This window comes from Streptomyces sp. NPDC001851, from assembly GCF_040297165.1.
Classification (GTDB): Bacteria; Actinomycetota; Actinomycetes; order Streptomycetales; family Streptomycetaceae; genus Streptomyces.
Window position 1 is genome coordinate 168,646 of the sequence record NZ_JBEOYR010000001.1, and the last position, 17,888, is coordinate 186,533.

A 17,888-nucleotide genomic window follows, 5' to 3' on the forward strand; every position below is an offset into this window, starting at 1 on the left:
TCACACTCGGGTCGCCTGGTGTGCCGCTTCGGCGTCTTCCGGTCCGGAGTCCGCCGGTCCGGAGTCTTCTGTTGCGGGGTCCTCCGTGAGGAGCCGTTCCAGGGCGGCCCGGTCGGGCAGGTCGTGCGGTCGTACGACCTCGCCGTCGCGCACGTACAGGAAGGCGGCCGTCACGGACTGCGGCGGCACGCCCTGCTGCTCGGCCCAGGCCAGCCGGTACACGGCGAGCTGGAGCGGGTCGCCGGTGCGGGTGCGGCTGGTCTTCCAGTCGACGATCTCGTACGTCGCCTCGTCGCCGTCGCCGAGTTTGTAGACCGCGTCGATGCGGCCCCGTACGACGCGGCCGGCGAGGGTGAGCTGGAAGGGGGCCTCGACCCGGTAGGGGGTGCGCTGGGCGTACTCGCTTCGTTCGAAGGCCTCCTTCAGGGCGTGCAGGTCGTGTTCGTCGGCGATCTCGGCGTCGCTGCCGGGCAGCTCGTCCGGGTCCGGCAGGGGCAGCGTCAGTGCCTCGAAGCGGGCTTCGACCCAGGCGTGGAACCGGGTGCCTCGGCGCGCGGCCGGTTGTGGGGGGCGCGGCATGGGGCGCGCGAGTTCGCGCGCGAGCCCGTCGGGGTCCTCGGCCAGGCGCAGCAGCTGGGTCGCGCTGAGCGTGGCGGGCAGCGGGACGTCGGTGACGGCCTGCCGGGCCCGCAGCAGCTCTCCGGAGAGGGCGTCCAGGTCACGGTCCCAGGAGGCGATGGTGCGGACCTCCTCGGGGGTGAGGGAGGTGTCGGGCGCCCAGTCGCCGGGGGCGCGAGGGGCGTGGGCACCGGGTGCGGGGGACTGGTGGGGGACGGTCGGCCGCTCGGCGGTCCAGGAGTCCCATCCGTCGGGGTCCTGCGCGTCGCCGTGCTGGGCATGCTCGTCCTCGTACGGGTCCTCGTCGTACGGGCCGTCGGCGTAGGGACCGCCCTCGGGCGGTTCTCCGCCGTACGGGTCCTGGTCGTCCCCGTCCTCGTCGTCCGGCGGTGCGGGCCAGTCCGGGTCGTCGAGGGCGGCCGGGTCGTGTGCGGCCGGCGGGTGGCCGGGGTCCTCGGCGGTGAGGGCGTCCAGGTGGGCGAGGACGGTGTCGGCGGCCGCGCGGCGGCGGGCCAGGGCGGCGTCGTCCAGCGGGAGCGGCCACACCTGGTCGGCGCCGGCCGTGTGCAGGGCGGGGTTCTCCTCGTCCTCGGCGGGCTCCTCGGCCCACGCCTCGATCTCGCCGTACCCGGCGGCGCAGTGGTCGTGGAGGGCCTGGAGGAAGTCGGAGGGGCCGCGCGGCTTCTTCTGGCTGGGTCCCCACCAGTGGCCGGAGCCGAGCAGCAGGGAGCGGGGGCGGGTGAAGGTGACGTAGCCGAGGCGGAGCTCCTCGGTGTGCTGGTGGTCCTTCATGGCCTCGTGGAAGGCCTTCATGCCGCGCGCGTCCCAGCCGTCGACGTCGGGCAGGGTGTCTTTGTCGCCGCGCAGGGCGTGCGGCACCACCTTGGCCTGCGCCGTCCACTTCTCGCGGCCCTGGGCGCTGGGGAAGGTGCCCTTGACCAGTCCGGGGACGGCGACGACGTCCCACTCCAGGCCCTTGGACTTGTGGGCGGTGAGCACCTTGACGGTGTTCTCGCCGCCGGGCAGGGCGTTGTCGAGGCCCTTCTCGTACTGGGCGGCGGTGCGCAGGAAGCCGAGGAAGGCGAGCAGGGTCGCGTCGGCGTCGCTCGCCGCGAAGGAGGCGGCGATGTCCAGGAAGTTCGACAGGGTCTCGCGGCGGCGGGCGGCCAGGGCGTGCGGGGACGCCGAGAGCTCCACCTCCAGGCCGGTGACGGCGAGCACGCGGTGCAGGACGTCCATCAGCGGGTCGGACAGCGAGCGGCGCAGGTCGCGCAGTTCGGCGGCCAGCCGGGCGAAGCGCACGCGCGCGTCGGGTGAGAACGGCAGCCCGTCGTCATCCGCCTCGGCGTCCATGGGTGCTTCGAGGAAGGTGTCGAGGGCGTCCGCGAGCGATATCACCTCGGCCGGGTCGACCCCTTCGACGGCGGCGGCGAGCCGGCGGTCGGGGTCGTCGCCGCCGTCCCCGCGCGCGTGGCCGACGAGCAGCCGGGCGCGGCGGCCCAGCAGGGCGAGGTCGCGGGGGCCGATGCGCCAGCGCGGGCCGGTCAGCAGGCGCACCAGGGAGGCGTTGGCGCCGGGGTCCTGGAGGACTTCGCAGACGGCGACGAGGTCGGCGATCTCGGGCAGGTGCAGCAGCCCGGACAGGCCGACGACCTCGACGGGGATGTCGCGGGCCACGAGGGCGCCCTGGATCTCGGCGAAGTCGGTCGCCGTGCGGCACAGGACGGCGATCTCGCCGGGGGGCGTGCCGGTGTGGACGAGGTGGGCGATCGAGTCGGCGATCCAGGCGGTCTCCTCGGCGTGGGTGCGCAGCAGGGCGCAGCGGACCGTGCCGTCGTGCTCGGCGCCGGGGGCCGGGCGGAGGGCCTCCACGCCCGCGTGCAGGGCGCGCAGCGGTTCGGCGAGGCCGTTGGCGAGGTCGAGGAGGCGGCCGCCGCTGCGGCGGTTCTCACTCAGCGCCTGCCGGGTGGCGGGCCGGCCGTCGGCGTGCGCGAAGTGCGCCGGGAAGTCGTCCAGGTTGGCGACGGACGCGCCCCGCCAGCCGTAGATCGCCTGGCAGGGGTCGCCGACCGCGGTCACCGGATGGCCCGTACCGCCGCCGAACAGGCCCGCCAGCAGGACGCGCTGGGCCACCGAGGTGTCCTGGTACTCGTCCAGGAGGACCACGCGGAACTCCTCGCGCAGCAGGCGGCCCACCTCGGGGATGCCGGCGAGGCGGGCGGACAGGGCGATCTGGTCGCCGAAGTCGAGGAGGTCACGTTCGCGCTTGGCGGCCCGGTAGCGCCGGACGAGGCCGGTCAGTTCCCGGCGGGCCGCGGCCGTCTCGGGGACCTTGCGCAGATCGGCGTTGGTGAGCTTGGCGCCCTGCAGGGTGTGCAGCAGACCGGCGTCCCAGGCGCGCAGCTCCTCGGGCTCGACAAGGTGTTCGGCGAGCTCCGAGTCGAGGGCGAGCAGGTCGCTGACGAGGTCGGCGAAGGAGCGGGTCAGCGCCGGGTAGGGGCCGGGGGCCTCGCGCAGCACGCGCGCGGCGAGCTGGTAGCGGGTGGCGTCGGCGAGCAGCCGGGAGGTGGGCTCCAGGCCGAGGCGCAGACCGTGGTCGGTGAGGAGGCGGCCGGCGAAGGAGTGGTACGTCGAGATCACCGGCTCGCCGGGCGGGTTGTCCGGGTCGATGACATCCGGGTCGGTCACGCCGGCCTTGATCAGTGCCTTGCGGACGCGCTCGGCCAGCTCACCGGCGGCCTTGTTGGTGAAGGTCAGGCCGAGGACCTGCTCGGGGGCTACCTGGCCGGTGCCGACCAGCCAGACCACACGGGCGGCCATCACGGTGGTCTTGCCCGACCCGGCTCCGGCCACGATCACCTGCGGGGCGGGCGGCGCGGTGATGCAGGCCGTCTGCTCCGGGGTGAACGGGATGCCGAGGAGCTCCTTGAGCTGCTCGGGGTCGGTGATACGGGCGGGCATGGTGAAAGAGGCTAGCGGCGGGGACTGACAACCGAGGACGCGGCGAGCTTCCGCGACGGAAGAAGCGCAGGTCAGCACGGATGGTGCCGTGCGTCACCGCGCCCCCTCCCGGTGGCTCACTCGATCACGTGCCGCCCCTCGGGACGGGCGCTGCACGAGGCGCGGAACGCGCAGTGGGTGCAGTGCTGGCCGGTGTTCGGCGCGAACCGCTCGTCGAGGACCTTGCCGGCGGCGGTGGCCAGCAGCTCGCCGACCCACTCCCCCGCCACGGGCTCCTGCACCTGCACCTTGGGCAGGCTGTCGCCTCCGTCGCGCTTGGCGGCGCCCTGCCTGAGGTGCACCAGTTCCGCGCCGCCGGGTTCGGGGCGCACCCCGTCGAAGGCCTCGTCGACGGCGCCTTCGCGGACGGCGAGCTGGTAGACGGCGAGCTGGGGGTGGCGGGCCACCTCGGCGGCGCTGGGCGCCTGTTTGCCGGTCTTGAAGTCCACCACGTAGGCGCGGCCCTCGGCGTCCGTCTCGACGCGGTCCATCTGGCCTCGGATGCGGACCTGGTAGTCGCCCGCTTCGAGGGTGACGTCGAAGTCCTGCTCGCTGGCCACCGGGGTGCGCCCGGTACTGCGGTCCAGCACGTGCCAGTTCAGGAAGCGTTCGAGTGCCACGCGCGCGTTGTCCTTCTCCTGCTGGGACTTCCAGGGCGCGTCGAAGGCGAGCGCGTTCCACACCGTGTCCAGGCGTTCCATGAGGACGTCGAGGTCGGCCGGGCTGCGGCCGGAGGCGACCTCGTCGGCGAGGACGTGGACGACGTTGCCGAAGCCCTGCGCGGCGGTGGCCGGTGCGTCGGCCTTCACCTCGCGGCCCAGGAACCACTGGAGCGCACAGGTGTGGGCGAGCTGGTCGAGAGCGCTGCCGGAGAGCACGACCGGCCGGTCGCGGTGGCGCAGCGGCACCTTGCTCTCGGTCGGGTCGTACATGCCCCACCAGCGGTAGGGGTGCGCGGACGGCACCAGCGGGCGGCCGTCCTCGTCGGCGAGGGCGGCGAGCCGGGCCAGGCGGCGGGCGGCGGCCTCCCGCAGGGCGGCGGAGGCGCGCGGGTCGACCGTGGTGGCGCGCAGCTCGGCGACGAGCGCGGCCACGGACAGCGGGCGCCGGGGGCGGCCGGTGACGTCGCGGGGCTCCACGCCGAGCTCGGTCAGGAAGCGGGACGGCTGGTCGCCGTCGTCGGCCGGTGCCTTCACCGCGGTCACGACGAGACGTTCACGCGCGCGCGTGGCGGCGACGTAGAACAGGCGGCGCTCCTCGGCGAGCAGCGCGCCCGGGGTGAGCGGTTCGGCGAGGCCGTCGCGGCCGATGCGGTCGGCCTCCAGGAGGGAGCCGCGGCGGCGCAGGTCGGGCCACAGGCCCTCCTGGACGCCGGCGACGACGACGAGCCGCCACTCCAGGCCCTTGGCGCGGTGCGCGGTCATCAGACGGACGGCGTCCGGGCGCACCGCGCGGCGCATGAGCGTGTCGGCGGCGATGTCCTCGGCCTCGATCTCCGCCAGGAAGTTCAGCGCGCCGCGTCCTCCGGTGCGCTCCTCGGCGCGCGCGGCGGTGGCGAACAGCGCGCACACGGCGTCCAGGTCCCGGTCGGCGTTGCGGCCGGCCGCGCCGCCGCGCCGGGCGGCCCGCTCCAGGCGTGCGGGCCAGGGTGTGCCCTCCCACAGGTCCCACAGCGCCTCCTCGGCCGTACCGCCGCCGGCCAGCCGTTCGCGGGCCTTGCGGAGCAGCGCGCCGAGGCGCTGCGCGCCGCGCGCGTACGCCGGGTCGTGCACGGCCAGGCGCTCGGGTTCGGCGAGCGCCCGTGCGAGCAGCACGTCGGAGGGGGGCGGCACCGGGTTGCCGGCCGCCCGCTCCTCCTCGCGCAGGGCACGCCCGAGGCGGCGCAGGTCGGCGGGGTCCATGCCGGCGAGCGGGGAGGCGAGCAGGGTGAGCGCGGTCTCGGTGTCGAGCCAGGAGGCGTCCGGGGGGTGCTCCTCGGTTGCTTCGGCCGCCTCGTCCGGGCCGGGTGCGGACCGGTCGTCCGCTCGCCCGCGGGCCTCCGCTCCGGCCACCGCGCGCAGGGCCGTCAGCAGCGGCGTGACCGCCGGTTCGTGACGCAGGGGCAGGTCGTCGCCGTCGATGTCCAGCGGGACGCCGGCCGCGGTGAGGGCGCGGCGCAGGGTCGGCAGGGTGCGGGAGCCGGCCCGGACCAGGACGGCCATGTCGCTCCAGGCGACGCCGTCCTCCAGGTGCGCGCGGCGCAGGATGTCCGCGATGTTGTCCAGTTCCGTGCCCGCTGTCGGGTACGTGTAGACCTCGACGCGGCCGCCGTCCCGTACGGCGGACGGCTCCCGGTGGGCGCGGACCTTCTCGGCGGGCAGCCGGGGCAGCGGCATGCGCTGGGTGATCAGGCGGGTGGCGGCCAGCAGGGCGGCACCGGAACGCCGGGAGGTGCGCAGCACCTCGACGGGGGCGGGGCGGCCGTCCACGCGCGGGAAGGCGGCCGGGAAGTCGAGGATGCCGTTCACGTCCGCGCCGCGGAAGGCGTAGATCGACTGGTCGGGGTCGCCGAGGGCGACCAGGGTGCGGCCGCCGCCGGCCAGCGCGTGCAGGAGCCGTACCTGGGCGGGGTCGGTGTCCTGGTACTCGTCGACGTACACGGCGTCGTACTGGGCGGCGAGCCGGGCGGCGGTCTCGGGGCGGCGGGCGAGCAGGACCGCGCGGTGGACCAGTTCCGCGTAGTCGATCACGCCCTGCATGTCGAGCACGTCAAGGTACTCGGCGAGGAAGGCGGCGGCGGCGCGCCAGTCCGGGCGCCCGATGCGGCGGGCGAAGGCGTCCAGCGCCTCGGGGCCGAGGCCCAGCTCGCGGCTGCGGGCGAGGACCGCGCGGACCTCGTCGGCGAAGCCGCGTGTGGTCAGGCAGGCGCGCAGTTCGTCGGGCCAGCGGACGTGGGTGAGCCCGAGCCGCTCCAGCTCCGGCTGCCCGGCGAGCAGCTCGCGGACGGCGACGTCCTGCTCGGGGCCGGAGAGCAGGCGCAGCGGCTCGGCGGACGGGCTGTCGTCCCGGTGGGCGCGGAGCAGGGCGTAGCAGTACGAGTGGAACGTGGTCGCCCAGGGGGCGCGGGCGGCGCCGATGCGCAGGGCCATGCGGTCGCGCAGGTCGACGGCGGCCTTGCGGCTGAACGTCAGCACCAGGATGCGCTCGGGGTCCGCGCCGCGGGCGATCCGCGCGGCCACCGACTCGACGAGGGTGGTGGTCTTGCCGGTGCCGGGTCCGGCGAGGACGAGCAGGGGCCCGCTGCGGTGGTCGACCACGGCGCGCTGGGCCGCGTCCAGGCGAGGGGGCGCCGGGGCGGCCGGCGGGGTGCGGACCAGTCGGTAAGCGCCACGGCCCCGCTGCCGCACCTGGGGGTGCGGCAGACGCCTGGTGGTGGAGGAGGAGCTCACGTGATCGGCCGGTCCTGGTGGTTGTGCTGGTGGGCGGGCGGTCACGCGTGTGTGGCGGTGGCCGCGGGGTGGGGGCGCGTGCGGCAGACGCTACGCCGCCGCACCGGACGGAAGCCGGGCTTCGGCTTCTTTCCTCACGGCGCCTGCGTCACGCCGGTCCCTCATCTCACGAACGTACGTCATGCCACGGAAGTCCCCGATGTCACTCGTACGGGCCATGGGTGCGCCCCCGAGGCATCCGATGGCGGAAGCTGTCAGATGTGACCCTCCGCGCCCGCCCCGCCGTCCCAACGGGCCCGCCGCATGTCCAGTCGCGGCAGATGGCCCTCGGCGCTCCTGGCCGCCTCCCTCAGCGGTGTGCCCTCCGCGCGGTAGTGGGCCAGTGCGCGCAGCTCGTGGCCGGGCAGCAGCAGCCCGTCGGCGCGGACCACCCGCCACCACGGCACCGCGCCTCCGTAGAGGGACATCACCCGCCCGACCTGGCGCGGTCCCCCTTCCTGGAGCCACTCGGCGACGTCTCCGTACGTCATGACCCGGCCCGGCGGAATCCGCTCGGCGACGTCGAGGACCCGCTCGGCGTACTCCGGCAGGGCGTCCGCGTACTCCCCCGGGATGTCCTCGGCAGCGCTCTGCTCGCTCATTCGTCCCATCCTGCCGCATGCCACCGACATCGCGGCGCGGGCCGCGAGGGGCGCCCCTCTCGCCCCGGGGCGCCGCTTCCGGCAGACTGTGCGCCCACGCATCCACACCCTGATGCCCGCGCGCGCCGACGGGGCATGCCACCATCGTGCGGGCGGTGACCGGTGATACGAGACCAAGAAGAGACCATGAAGCAGCAGGGTGTGCACCCCGAGGGCGGGTCGGGCACCCCTGGCGCCGGCGCGCGCCCCGGCACCGGTCCGCGCCGGCGTGACGACACCCCGGACGCCGGTCCGCCCAAGGACGACGGCTCACGCGCGCGTGAGGACGACGACCGCGCGCCGGACGGCGACGACCATGCGCGTGGCGGCGACGACCGTACGCGTGGCGGCGACGACACCGAGGGGGCGCACGTCCCGGAGAACACGCCCCCCGACCGCGGTTCGGGCGCAGACGACGATCCGCACGCCGAGGCCGTGGAGGGCGACGAACCGCTGCTCCCCGCGCGCGTGCACCGCCCCTCCGACCTGATGCGTCTGCTGGTGGGCCTGCTCGCCATCGTGGTGCTGCTCGCGATCGCCGCGTTCGCGCACGGCACCACCTCGGGCCTCGAACAGGACATCAACAAGGGCACCGGGCAGGCGCCCGACCTGCTCATCAGGTTCGCGGGCCTGGCGTCCAGCATCGCGATCCTGCTGGTACCGGTCGCCTTCGCGATCGAACGGCTGATCAAACGCGACGGGCTGCGCATCGCCGACGGCGTCCTCGCGGCCGTCCTCGCCCACGGAGTGACCCTCGCGACCGACCTGTGGGTCGCCCGGGCCGCCCCGGACTCGATCCAGGAGGCGCTCACCCAGCCCTCGCCGAGCGACCTCCACGCCCTGACCGACCCGGTGCACGGCTACCTGGCCCCGGTCATCGCCTACATGACGGCCGTCGGCATGTCCCGCAGACCGCGATGGCGCGCGGTGCTGTGGATCGTGCTGCTGCTGGACGCGTTCTCGATGCTGGTCACCGGCTACACGACCCCGTTCTCGATCATCCTGACCGTGCTGATCGGCTGGACCATCGCCTACGGCACGCTGTACGCGGTCGGCTCCCCCAATGTCCGCCCCACCGGTCAGACCCTGATGGCGGGCCTGCGGCACGTCGGCTTCCACCCGGTCAGCGCGGCCCGCGAGGAGGTCGTGGAGACGGAGAACGGCGACCGCGGCCGGCGCTACTTCGTCACCCTGGAGGACGGCCCGCCGCTGGACGTCACGGTCGTCGACCGAGAGCAGCAGGCGCAGGGCTTCTTCTACCGCGCGTGGCGCAATCTCACGCTGCGCGGTTTCGCCACCCGCTCCAGCCTGCAGTCGCTGCGCCAGGCGCTGGAGCAGGAGGCACTGCTGGCCTACGCGGCGATCGCGGCCGGCGCCCACGCGCCCAAGCTCATCGCCACCTCCGAACTCGGCCCCGACGCCGTCATGCTCGTCTACGAGCACACCGGCGGGCGCACCCTGGACTCGCTGGCCGACGACGAGATCACCGACGAGCTGCTGCGCAACACCTGGCAGCAGGTGCGGGCGCTGCAGTCGCGGCGCATCGCCCACCGCAGACTCGCGGGTGACGCGATCCTGGTGGATCGTTCCGGCAGAGTGATCCTCACCGAGCTGCGCGGCGGCGAGATCGCGGCCGGGGAGCTGCTGCTGCGCATGGACGTGGCCCAGCTGGTCACCACGCTCGGCCTGCGGGTGGGGGCCGAGCGGGCGGTGGCCTCGGCGGTCGGGGTGCTCGGACCCGACGCGGTCGCCGACTGCCTGCCGATGCTGCAGCCGATCGCGCTGACGCGCTCCACGCGCGCGACCCTGCGCCGGCTGGCCCGGGAGCGCGCCCAGCGCGAACGGGAAGCGGTCCTGGAGGCGTCCCGGCAGGCCAAGCAGGCCCGCCTGGAGGAGGCGTCCGAGACGGACGGGGCCGCCCTCGAAAAGCCCGACAAGAAGACGGTCCGCGCCGAGCAGCGCGCGGAGCGGCGGGCCATCGACGAAGCCCTGGACGAGGCCCGTGAGGAGGACCTGCTCACGCAGATCCGGCACGAGGTGCTGCGGATCAGGCCGCAGGCCCCCGTGGAGCCGGCCCGGCTGGAGCGCGTACGGCCGCGCACGCTCATCAGCTTCATCGCGGGTGCGATCGGCGCGTACTACCTGCTGACCCAGCTCACCCACATCAGGTTCGGCACCCTGTTCGCGCAGGCCGAGTGGGGCTGGGTGATCGCCGCGGTGGCGTTCTCGGCGCTCAGCTACGTCGCCGCGGCGATGGCGCTGCTCGGGTTCGTGCCGGAGCGGGTGCCGTTCCTGAGGACGGTGGCGGCCCAGGTCGCCGGGTCCTTCGTGAAGATCGTGGCGCCGGCCGCGGTCGGCGGTGTCGCCCTCAACACGCGCTTTCTGCAGCGCGCCGGCGTGCGCGCGGGGCTCGCGGTGGCGAGCGTCGGCGCGTCGCAGCTGTTCGGGCTCGGCTGCCACATCCTGATGCTGCTGTCCTTCGGCTATCTGACCGGCACCGAGAAGACCCCGTCGCTGTCGCCGTCCCGGACGGTCATCGCGGGTCTGCTGACCGTGGCGGTGCTGGTGCTCGTGGTGACGTCGGTGCCGTTCCTGCGGAAATTCGTCGTCACGCGCGTGAGGTCGCTGTTCGCCGGTGTCGTACCGCGCATGCTCGACGTGCTGCAACGGCCGCAGAAGCTCGTCACCGGCATCGGCGGCATGCTCCTGCTGACGGCCTGTTTCGTGATGTGCCTGGACGCCTCCGTCCGGGCGTTCGGCGACGGTACGACCTCGCTGAGCATCGCCAGCGTCGCCGTCGTCTTCCTCGCCGGCAACGCGCTCGGGTCAGCGGCGCCCACCCCCGGCGGCGTGGGCGCGGTCGAGGCGAGCCTCACCCTCGGCCTGATCGCGTTCGGCCTGCCCAAGGAGGTCGCCGCCCCGGCCGTCCTGCTGTTCCGCCTGCTGACGCTCTGGCTGCCGGTACTGCCGGGGTGGCTGGCCTTCAACCAGCTCACCCGCAAGGGAGCCTTGTAAGCACCCTCCGCACGGCAGGGCGCGCGTACCTCGTACGGCCCGCGCCCCGCGCGCGCCTGGGGGCGCGCCCCCAGGATGGGAACATGGCGAACCCCTCCCGGCTGCGCGCCGCCGCCCTGGCCAGCACGGCCGTGCTGCTCTCCGCCCTGCTGGCCGGATGCGGCGACGGTACCCCCAAGGACGGCGACCTCACGGCGCAGAAGCTGGACTGGAAGGACTGCCCGGCTCCGTCCGAGGCGGAGGGCGGCGGCAGCGCGCCCTCTCCGCTGCCGAACGGCACCACGTGGCAGTGCGCCACCATGAAGGCACCGCTGGACTGGAGCAGACCGAAGGGCGACACCATCGGCATCGCCCTGATCCGCGCCAGGGCCACCGGCCCCGCGAGCCGGCGGATCGGCTCGCTCGTGTTCAACTTCGGCGGCCCCGGCGGCAGCGGCGTCAGCACGCTGCCCGCGTTCGGAGCCGACTACGCTGCTCTGGGCACCCGCTACGACCTGGTCAGCTTCGATCCGCGCGGGGTCGGCCGCAGCGCGCCGGTGAAGTGCGAGAGCGACGCCCAGCTGGACGCGTACTTCCAGCAGGACGCGACCCCCGACAACAGCGCCGAGCGCAGCGCGCTCCTGGACCGCACCAAGCAGTTCAACACCGCCTGCGACAAAAACTCCAAGAAGATCCTGCCGCACGTGGCGACCACCGACGCGGCCCGCGACATGGACCTGATGCGCCAGGTCCTCGGCGACGCCAAGCTGCACTACTTCGGCATCTCCTACGGCACCGAACTCGGCGGCGTCTACGCCCATCTGTTCCCCCGGCACGTCGGCCGGGCCGTGCTCGACGCCGTCGTCGACCCCACCCAGAACCCCGAACAGAGCGCGCTGGGACAGGCCAGGGGCTTCCAGCTGGCGCTCGACAACTTCGCCGCGGACTGCACCTCGAAGCCCAAGGAATGCCCGATCGGCGACACCGCGCAGGACGTGAAGAACCGCATCGCGAAACTCCTGGACGACCTGGAGAAGAAGCCGATCTCCGGCATCACGCCACGGCAGCTGACCCAGACCGCCGCGACGAACGGCATCGCGCAGGCCCTGTACTCCAAGGACTTCTGGGAGTACCTCACCGAAGGCCTGGAACAGGCCTACGCGGGCGACGGCAAGATCCTGATGCTGCTGTCCGACTCGTTGAACGGCCGCAGCGAGAACGGCGAGTACAGCAACATCACGGCGGCGAACATCGCCATCAACTGCGCCGATGACAAACCCCGGTACACCGCCGCCTACGTCCAGCAGAAGCTGCCCGAGTTCCGCGCCGCCTCCCCGCTGTTCGGGGACTACCTGGCCTGGGGCATGGTCAGCTGCACCGACTGGGCCGTGCCGGGCGCCGCCGACCATCCCGACGTCAGCGCGCCCGGCTCGGCACCGATCCTCGTCGTCGGCAACACCGGCGACCCGGCCACCCCCTACGAGGGCGCGAAGAAGATGGTGGACGCACTCGGCAAGGGCGTCGCCGTCGAGCTGACGTACAAGGGACAGGGGCACGGCGCGTACGACAGCAAGAACAAGTGCGTGCAGAGCGCGGTCAACGACTACCTGCTCAACGGCAAGGAACCACAGACCGGCACGGTCTGCTCCTGACCCGGACCGGGCCCCCGGTGCGCAGGCCGTCCGCGAAGGCCCTGTTCGTGTTCAGCGGGTCTTGAAGGACTTGCGCAGGGCCGCCCGGTCCTGCCACGAGTCGGCCGCCGGGCCCTTGGTCATGTCGGTGAAGAAGCTGTCGTGGCGGACGAAGAACGCGGCCCGTTCCTCCTCGGTCATGGTCGCGACGTCGGCCAGTCCCTCGAAGTAGCCCTCCCGTGCGGCACCGGGGGCGAAGAGCATGAGGAACTCGGCCGGCTCCCCGGAGATGTTGCCGAAGGAGTGCACACCGCCCGGCGGGATGTAGAAGTAGTCGCCGCGGGAGGCGTCGAACCAGCGCTCGCCGTCGAAGATGTGAATCTCGCCGGAGAGGACGTAGAACGACTCGGACATCGTCTTGTGAAAGTGCGGGCTGGTGCCGCCGATCTGGCCGGTGAGCCGGTTCTGGTAGAGCCCGTACAGACCGTTCGTGGTGAGCTTGGTCGAGAGGTAGTGGAACGCCGCCCCGTCGGGCGCGACGTAGTCGGGCGGCGTACTCGCCGGGCGGAAGCTGGCGTTGACCTCGCCCTCGTCCCGGTCGTAGAGGATCTCGGGGTAGTCGGGCGACAGGAACGACATGGCGGCTCCTCGGGGACGTCGGAGGTCGGACGGGCGGCTCCACCCTTCCGTCGCAGCGAGCGGCGATCAACGACGACACCGGTAACGTTCTCTTCACCGGATACGAAGAATCACGGGGGCCTGGCGAGTGGAAATGCGGGACATCGAGATCTTCCTGACGCTCGCCCAGGAACTGCACTTCGGCCGTACCGCTGAGCGGTTACACGTCTCCCCGGCCAGTGTCACCCAGTCGATCAAGAAGCAGGAGCGCCGGATCGGGGCCCTGCTGTTCGACCGCACCACCCGCGCGGTCCGGCTGACCCCGGCCGGACAGCAGCTGTACCGGGAACTCGACGCCGGCTACCGCCAGATCATGGACGGCATCGAGACCGTCTCGGCCACCGCGCGCGGGATCTCCGGGATGCTGACGCTGGGCTGTATGGGCCCGCATCCCTGGGCGGTGGCCGACGCGGTCGAGCTGTTCCGCACCCGCCACCCGGGTGCCGAGGTGCGCATCCGTGAGATCCAGCCGCCGGCTCCCCTGGATGCCGTCCGCGCCGGTGAGGTGGACGTCGCCCTGGTGTGGTTGCCCGTCGACGGGGGCGATCTCACCGTCGGCCCGGTGCTCCACACGGCTCCCGTGTTGCTGATGCTCTCCGCGGAACACCCCTTGGCCGCCCGGCAGTCGGTCGGTCTGGAGGACCTCGGGGACTGCGTGTTCGTCCGCGGGGAGTCGATCTCCGAGACCATGGACGCGACCTTCAACCCTCTGCACACGCCCTCCGGCCGGCCCGTCCGGCGCGGGCCACGGGCCGCCACCTGGCACGAGATCCTCCACCTGGTCGCTTCGGGCCGCGGGGTCGCGGGGGTGTCCGCCGAGGCGGCCGACTTCTACCCGTGGCCGAGCCTGGCCTTCGTCCCGGTCCGGGACGCCCCCGCCTGCCGGTGGGCGCTGGTGTGGCGCACGGTCGCCGAGACGCCCCTGCTCGCCGCGTTCGCCCGGGCCGCGGCCGACGCCGTCTCCGCCCGCGCCACCGGGTACCCGGGCAGAGCTGCCGAGGTCTCTGCGTAGGACACGCCCCGGGGCCGGGCCGCCCGCCGCCCGTGCCGCGCGCGGATGGTTCCGTTGCCACCAGAAGTGAGCTGTAGCCGCGGGGCGAGTGTCTAAGTGCGTGACAACGCCGGCGAACATCGGCGGACGAGCACGAACGTCTGTGAACCATCAACGCAGGTGAGGCCGAGGCGGATCGACATGACCGAACCAGGTGGTGGCCCATAGGGCGGATCACCCAGAATGCGGGGGTGAGCGAGTGGAGAGCAGCCGTATCGGCTTGGCTGCCGGGCAGTCGGAAGGTGCAGCCTGATGAGCAAGGTCCCGGAGAACGGTGAAGAGACGGCGCCCGAGGCCTCCAGTCCTGTAGCCGACGAGGCTGCTCAAGCCAAAGCCAGCCCGGTCAGGTCCGGGCCGTCCTGGAAGCGGATTGCCGTAGCGGCCGGCGGCTTTGCTGTCACCGTAGTGGGCACGGTGGTCGTCACCCTCGTCGCGACACACAACTCCGCACGTAGGGCGAACGCGGCGGCTTACGCCCACGGCCTTCTTGACGGGGCCGAGGCCGCGAGGAACGAATACGACTTCGACGAGGACGACGACTACTTCGACGAGGACGACGACTAAGACGAGCTGGCGAACGGCGTGCTTCGTCCTCTCCAGGGCGACGACGATGGCCGGCGGAGCTGCCGGACGCTGTGGCGGTGTCCGGCCAGGCGAGCCACTGGAGATCTGCCCCGTCCCGGAGCTGTTCCGACGGCATCTTGCGAAGAAAGAGGTGCTGCCCCGGGCCGTCGCTGGGCCGTCCGACGTCAGTCGACGCCAACCAACAACGACAGAAGCCCACAGGCCTGAGCAGCTCAGAGCCGTGGGCTTCGTCAGGTCCGCTGGTCGGCGGGACCGGTGATCAGTAGACCGGCTTGTGCGGTTCGATCTGGTTGACCCAGCCGATGACGCCGCCGCCGACGTGGACGGCGTCGGCGAAGCCCGCGGACTTCAGGACGGCCAGGACTTCCGCACTGCGGACACCCGTCTTGCAGTGCAGGACGATCTTCTTGTCCTGCGGGAGGCTCTCCAGGGCGGTGCCCATGAGGAACTCGTTCTTCGGGATCAGGCGGGCGCCCGGGATGGAGACGATCTCGTACTCGTTCGGCTCGCGGACGTCGATGATGTCGATGTTCTCGCCGTCGTCGATCCACTCCTTGAGCTGCTTCGGAGTGATCGTGGAGCCGGCCGCCGCCGCCTGGGCCTCCTCGGAGACGACGCCGCAGAAGGCCTCGTAGTCGATGAGCTCGGTGACGGTCGGGTTCTCGCCGCAGACCGCGCAGTTCGGGTCCTTGCGGACCTTGACCTGGCGGTAGGTCATCTCCAGGGCGTCGTAGATCATCAGGCGGCCGACCAGGGGTTCGCCGATGCCCGCGAGGAGCTTGATGGCCTCGTTGACCTGGATGGAGCCGATGGACGCGCACAGCACGCCCAGGACGCCGCCCTCGGCGCAGGAGGGGACCATGCCGGGGGGCGGGGGCTCCGGGTAGAGGCAGCGGTAGCAGGGTCCGTGCTCGGACCAGAAGACCGAGGCCTGGCCGTCGAAGCGGTAGATCGAGCCCCACACGTACGGCTTGTTCAGCAGCACGCACGCGTCGTTGACCAGGTAGCGGGTCGCGAAGTTGTCCGTGCCGTCGACGATCAGGTCGTACTGGCCGAAGATGTCCATCACGTTGTCGGCTTCCAGCCGCTCCTCGTGCAGGACCACGTTCACGTACGGGTTGATGCCCTTGACCGTGTCGCGCGCGGACTCGGCCTTGGAGCGGCCGATGTCGGACTGGCTGTGGATGATCTGGCGCTGCAGGTTCGACTCGTCGACCTCGTCGAACTCCACGATGCCGAGGGTGCCCACGCCCGCGGCGGCCAGGTACATCAGCGCCGGCGAGCCCAGGCCGCCGGCGCCCACACAGAGCACCTTGGCGTTCTTCAGCCGCTTCTGCCCGTCCATGCCCACGTCGGGGATGATCAGGTGGCGGGAGTACCTGCGGACCTCGTCTACGGTGAGCTCAGGAGCTGGCTCGACCAGGGGTGGCAGCGACACGGGGACTCCGTTGGTCGGTCAAACAGTACGGTTGTTCTCTCCGTAACACTGCCACGGCCTTTTTCATTCCGAGACACCCGTCCCGATACGCGAGACGATGTCGTCCCAGTAGCCGGGCATCGTCTCCCAGGGGTCGGCGCGGCCGCCGCGGTCCGTGCGGTCGGTGAAGTAGATCGTTGCCGCTCCCTGCCAGCGGGCGATGCGCAGTGCCTCCTCCAGATGGCCACGGGGCACGCCGTGCACGAAGTGGCAGAACCGGTCCGGCGGATAGTCGGCGGTCCACTCGGCGGCCTGCGACCAGCGGTAGTCGGACCAGGACCCGGAGAAGGTGACCAGCTGGTCGGCGTTCTCGGCATAGCCGGGGTACGGGTGGCTGCCGTGGCCGAGGACGATGTGGGCGGTGTCGCTGATCGCCCGCAGGGTGGTGACCGCGCGACGGACCTCGGGGAGCGCCGCGCGGTCGGTGGGGCAGCGGTCCAGCAGGAACCCGTCGACGTGGTACCAGTCGAGGTGGCGGTGGGCGTCGGAGAGCAGATCGGCGAAGGCGCGGGCGCCATGGGTGAGGTCCAGGTGGCCGAGGACCCGTACGCCCGCGCCGCGCAGCCTCGCCGCCGCTTCCAGGCAGTGCGGGTCGGGGCGGGTGCCCGGTCCGGCGGCCACATTGAGGACCACCCAGTCCAGCGGGGTGCCGGGGCGGGCGAGTTCCGCCCACTGGGCGGGGGCCACCAGTGGGTGGGCGTAGCCGGGGATGCCGAGGGCGGTGCGCAGTCCGGTGCTCGTGGCACCCGCTGTGCCGCTGGTCAGATGCGGCATGCCGCCTCCATCCAGATGTCGGCCAGGGACTCTTCGAGGTTGATGCGGGGGCGCCAGCCGAGCCGGTCGCGTGCGGTGCGCACGTCGGCCTGTTGCCAGCTGCCGCAGCCGTCCGGGTACGGGTAGGCCACCGGCGCCGCGTGGTCGGAGTCGGGCCGGGGGTGGCCGATGGTGCCGCGCAGCGGGCCGGGCGGGGCGTCGAGTTCGTGCAGGGCGCCGCCGTAGCCGGCCACGCGCGCGAGGACGGCGGCGGCGTCGCGCAGGCGCACGGCGCGGCCGGAGCCGATGTTGATGACCCCCTGCGCGGCGGAGAGCGAGGCGGCGTGCACGGCGCGCGCGACGTCGCGTACGTCGACGAAGTCGCGCTGGGCGCCGAGGCCGCCGAGCTTGAGTTCGCCGTCGCCGGACTGCATGGCGCGCCGCATGGCCTCGGCGAGCCGGCCCAGCGGGGAGCCGGCCGGGGTGCCGGGGCCGGCCGGTGAGAACACCCGCAGCACGACGGCGTCCAGGCCGGAGCCGAGGACGAGTTCGGTCGCGGCGAGCTTGCTGACGCCGTACGGGCCGCCGGGGCGCGGTACGGCGTCCTCGGCGGTGGAGGAGCCGGGCTGGCTCGGCCCGTACTCGGCGCTGCACCCGATCTGCACCAGCCGGGCTCCGCAGCCGCTGCGGCGCAGGGCCTCGCAGACGGTGGCGACGGCCACGGTGTTGTGCCGGGTGAGTTCGCGGGCGCCGCCGCGGATGGCGCCGGCGCAGTTGATGACGACCCCGGGGTGGACCGCGTCCAGGAAGCGGGTGAGTGCGCCCGGGCTGCCGGTGGCGAGGTCGAAGCGGACGTCGGCGTCGTCGCCGCGGCCGAGCGCGGTGAGCTGGACGGCCGGGTCGGCGAGCAGGCGGTCGGCGACGAAGCGGCCGATGTATCCGTTGGCTCCGATCAGCAGGACCCTCATCGGGCGGCTCCCGGGGTGTGGGCGC

11 protein-coding genes are annotated in these 17,888 nt (G+C 73.0%); 4 read left to right on the plus strand and 7 right to left on the minus strand.

Going from position 1 to position 17,888, the window contains the following annotated elements; genetic code table 11:
* The 3 genes from ABT171_RS00800 to ABT171_RS00810 all read right to left on the minus strand — a co-directional run bounded on the left by ABT171_RS00800 (position 1) and on the right by ABT171_RS00810 (position 7,687).
* A complete protein-coding gene (locus tag ABT171_RS00800; protein ID WP_351238288.1) occupies positions 1 to 3,579 on the minus strand; it encodes an ATP-dependent helicase in 3,579 nt (1,192 codons plus the stop codon).
* A 116-nt stretch (positions 3,580 to 3,695) separates the two neighbouring features.
* A complete protein-coding gene (locus ABT171_RS00805) occupies positions 3,696 to 7,046 on the minus strand; it encodes an ATP-dependent helicase (protein WP_351238290.1) in 3,351 nt (1,116 codons plus the stop codon).
* A gap of 254 nt (positions 7,047 to 7,300) precedes the next feature.
* Entirely contained in the window at positions 7,301 to 7,687 is a 387-nt protein-coding gene (locus ABT171_RS00810; protein ID WP_351238292.1) for an MGMT family protein, read from the minus strand.
* Between the two features lie 186 nt (positions 7,688 to 7,873).
* Between ABT171_RS00810 and ABT171_RS00815 the strand changes: the two genes are divergently transcribed.
* Both ABT171_RS00815 and ABT171_RS00820 read left to right on the plus strand, forming a co-directional pair.
* Positions 7,874 to 10,741 (plus strand): lysylphosphatidylglycerol synthase domain-containing protein, encoded by a 2,868-nt coding sequence (locus ABT171_RS00815; protein ID WP_351238294.1) that lies wholly within the window; start codon positions 7,874 to 7,876, stop codon positions 10,739 to 10,741.
* An 83-nt stretch (positions 10,742 to 10,824) separates the two neighbouring features.
* Positions 10,825 to 12,372 (plus strand): alpha/beta hydrolase, encoded by a 1,548-nt coding sequence (locus tag ABT171_RS00820; RefSeq protein WP_351238296.1) that lies wholly within the window; start codon positions 10,825 to 10,827, stop codon positions 12,370 to 12,372.
* A 51-nt stretch (positions 12,373 to 12,423) separates the two neighbouring features.
* On the opposite strand, the gene ABT171_RS00825 is transcribed toward ABT171_RS00820, so the two are convergent.
* On the minus strand, positions 12,424 to 12,990 hold the full coding sequence (locus ABT171_RS00825; protein ID WP_351238299.1) for a cupin domain-containing protein: 567 nt from the start codon (positions 12,988 to 12,990) through the stop codon (positions 12,424 to 12,426).
* A 133-nt stretch (positions 12,991 to 13,123) separates the two neighbouring features.
* Here ABT171_RS00825 and ABT171_RS00830 point away from each other — a divergent pair, with 133 nt between their 5' ends.
* The gene (locus ABT171_RS00830; protein WP_351238301.1) at positions 13,124 to 14,041 is read left to right on the plus strand and encodes a LysR family transcriptional regulator; all 918 of its coding nucleotides are present in this window, start codon (positions 13,124 to 13,126) and stop codon (positions 14,039 to 14,041) included.
* A 291-nt stretch (positions 14,042 to 14,332) separates the two neighbouring features.
* Complete coding sequence (locus ABT171_RS00835) at positions 14,333 to 14,644, plus strand: hypothetical protein (protein WP_351238303.1); 312 nt, start codon at positions 14,333 to 14,335, stop codon at positions 14,642 to 14,644.
* Positions 14,645 to 14,924: 280 nt separating this feature from the next.
* Here the strand turns inward: ABT171_RS00835 and moeZ are convergent, their stop codons facing one another.
* The 3 genes from moeZ to ABT171_RS00850 form a co-directional block, all read right to left on the minus strand.
* Entirely contained in the window at positions 14,925 to 16,103 is a 1,179-nt protein-coding gene (gene moeZ, locus ABT171_RS00840; RefSeq protein WP_351238305.1) for an adenylyltransferase/sulfurtransferase MoeZ, read from the minus strand.
* 63 nt (positions 16,104 to 16,166) lie between these two features.
* Positions 16,167 to 16,916, minus strand: coding sequence for a spherulation-specific family 4 protein (locus tag ABT171_RS00845; RefSeq protein WP_351238307.1), 750 nt, complete (start codon positions 16,914 to 16,916; stop codon positions 16,167 to 16,169).
* Positions 16,904 to 17,863 (minus strand): NAD-dependent epimerase/dehydratase family protein, encoded by a 960-nt coding sequence (locus ABT171_RS00850; protein ID WP_351238309.1) that lies wholly within the window; start codon positions 17,861 to 17,863, stop codon positions 16,904 to 16,906. Before ABT171_RS00850 ends, ABT171_RS00845 begins: the two co-directional genes overlap by 13 nt.
* Positions 17,864 to 17,888: the final 25 nt, after the last annotated feature.

Bases quoted from the DNA above. Each gene is read 5' to 3' on its own strand.
- ABT171_RS00830 (WP_351238301.1), top strand. From the start codon at position 13,124: ATGCGGGACATCGAGATCTTCCTGACGCTCGCCCAGGAACTGCACTTC.
- ABT171_RS00820 (WP_351238296.1), top strand. From the start codon at position 10,825: ATGGCGAACCCCTCCCGGCTGCGCGCCGCCGCCCTGGCCAGCACGGCC.
- ABT171_RS00815 (WP_351238294.1), top strand. From the start codon at position 7,874: ATGAAGCAGCAGGGTGTGCACCCCGAGGGCGGGTCGGGCACCCCTGGC.
- ABT171_RS00835 (WP_351238303.1), top strand. From the start codon at position 14,333: ATGAGCAAGGTCCCGGAGAACGGTGAAGAGACGGCGCCCGAGGCCTCC.
- ABT171_RS00810 (WP_351238292.1), bottom strand. From the start codon at position 7,687: ATGAGCGAGCAGAGCGCTGCCGAGGACATCCCGGGGGAGTACGCGGAC.
- ABT171_RS00800 (WP_351238288.1), bottom strand. From the start codon at position 3,579: ATGCCCGCCCGTATCACCGACCCCGAGCAGCTCAAGGAGCTCCTCGGC.
- ABT171_RS00845 (WP_351238307.1), bottom strand. From the start codon at position 16,916: ATGCCGCATCTGACCAGCGGCACAGCGGGTGCCACGAGCACCGGACTG.
- ABT171_RS00825 (WP_351238299.1), bottom strand. From the start codon at position 12,990: ATGTCGTTCCTGTCGCCCGACTACCCCGAGATCCTCTACGACCGGGAC.
- ABT171_RS00850 (WP_351238309.1), bottom strand. From the start codon at position 17,863: ATGAGGGTCCTGCTGATCGGAGCCAACGGATACATCGGCCGCTTCGTC.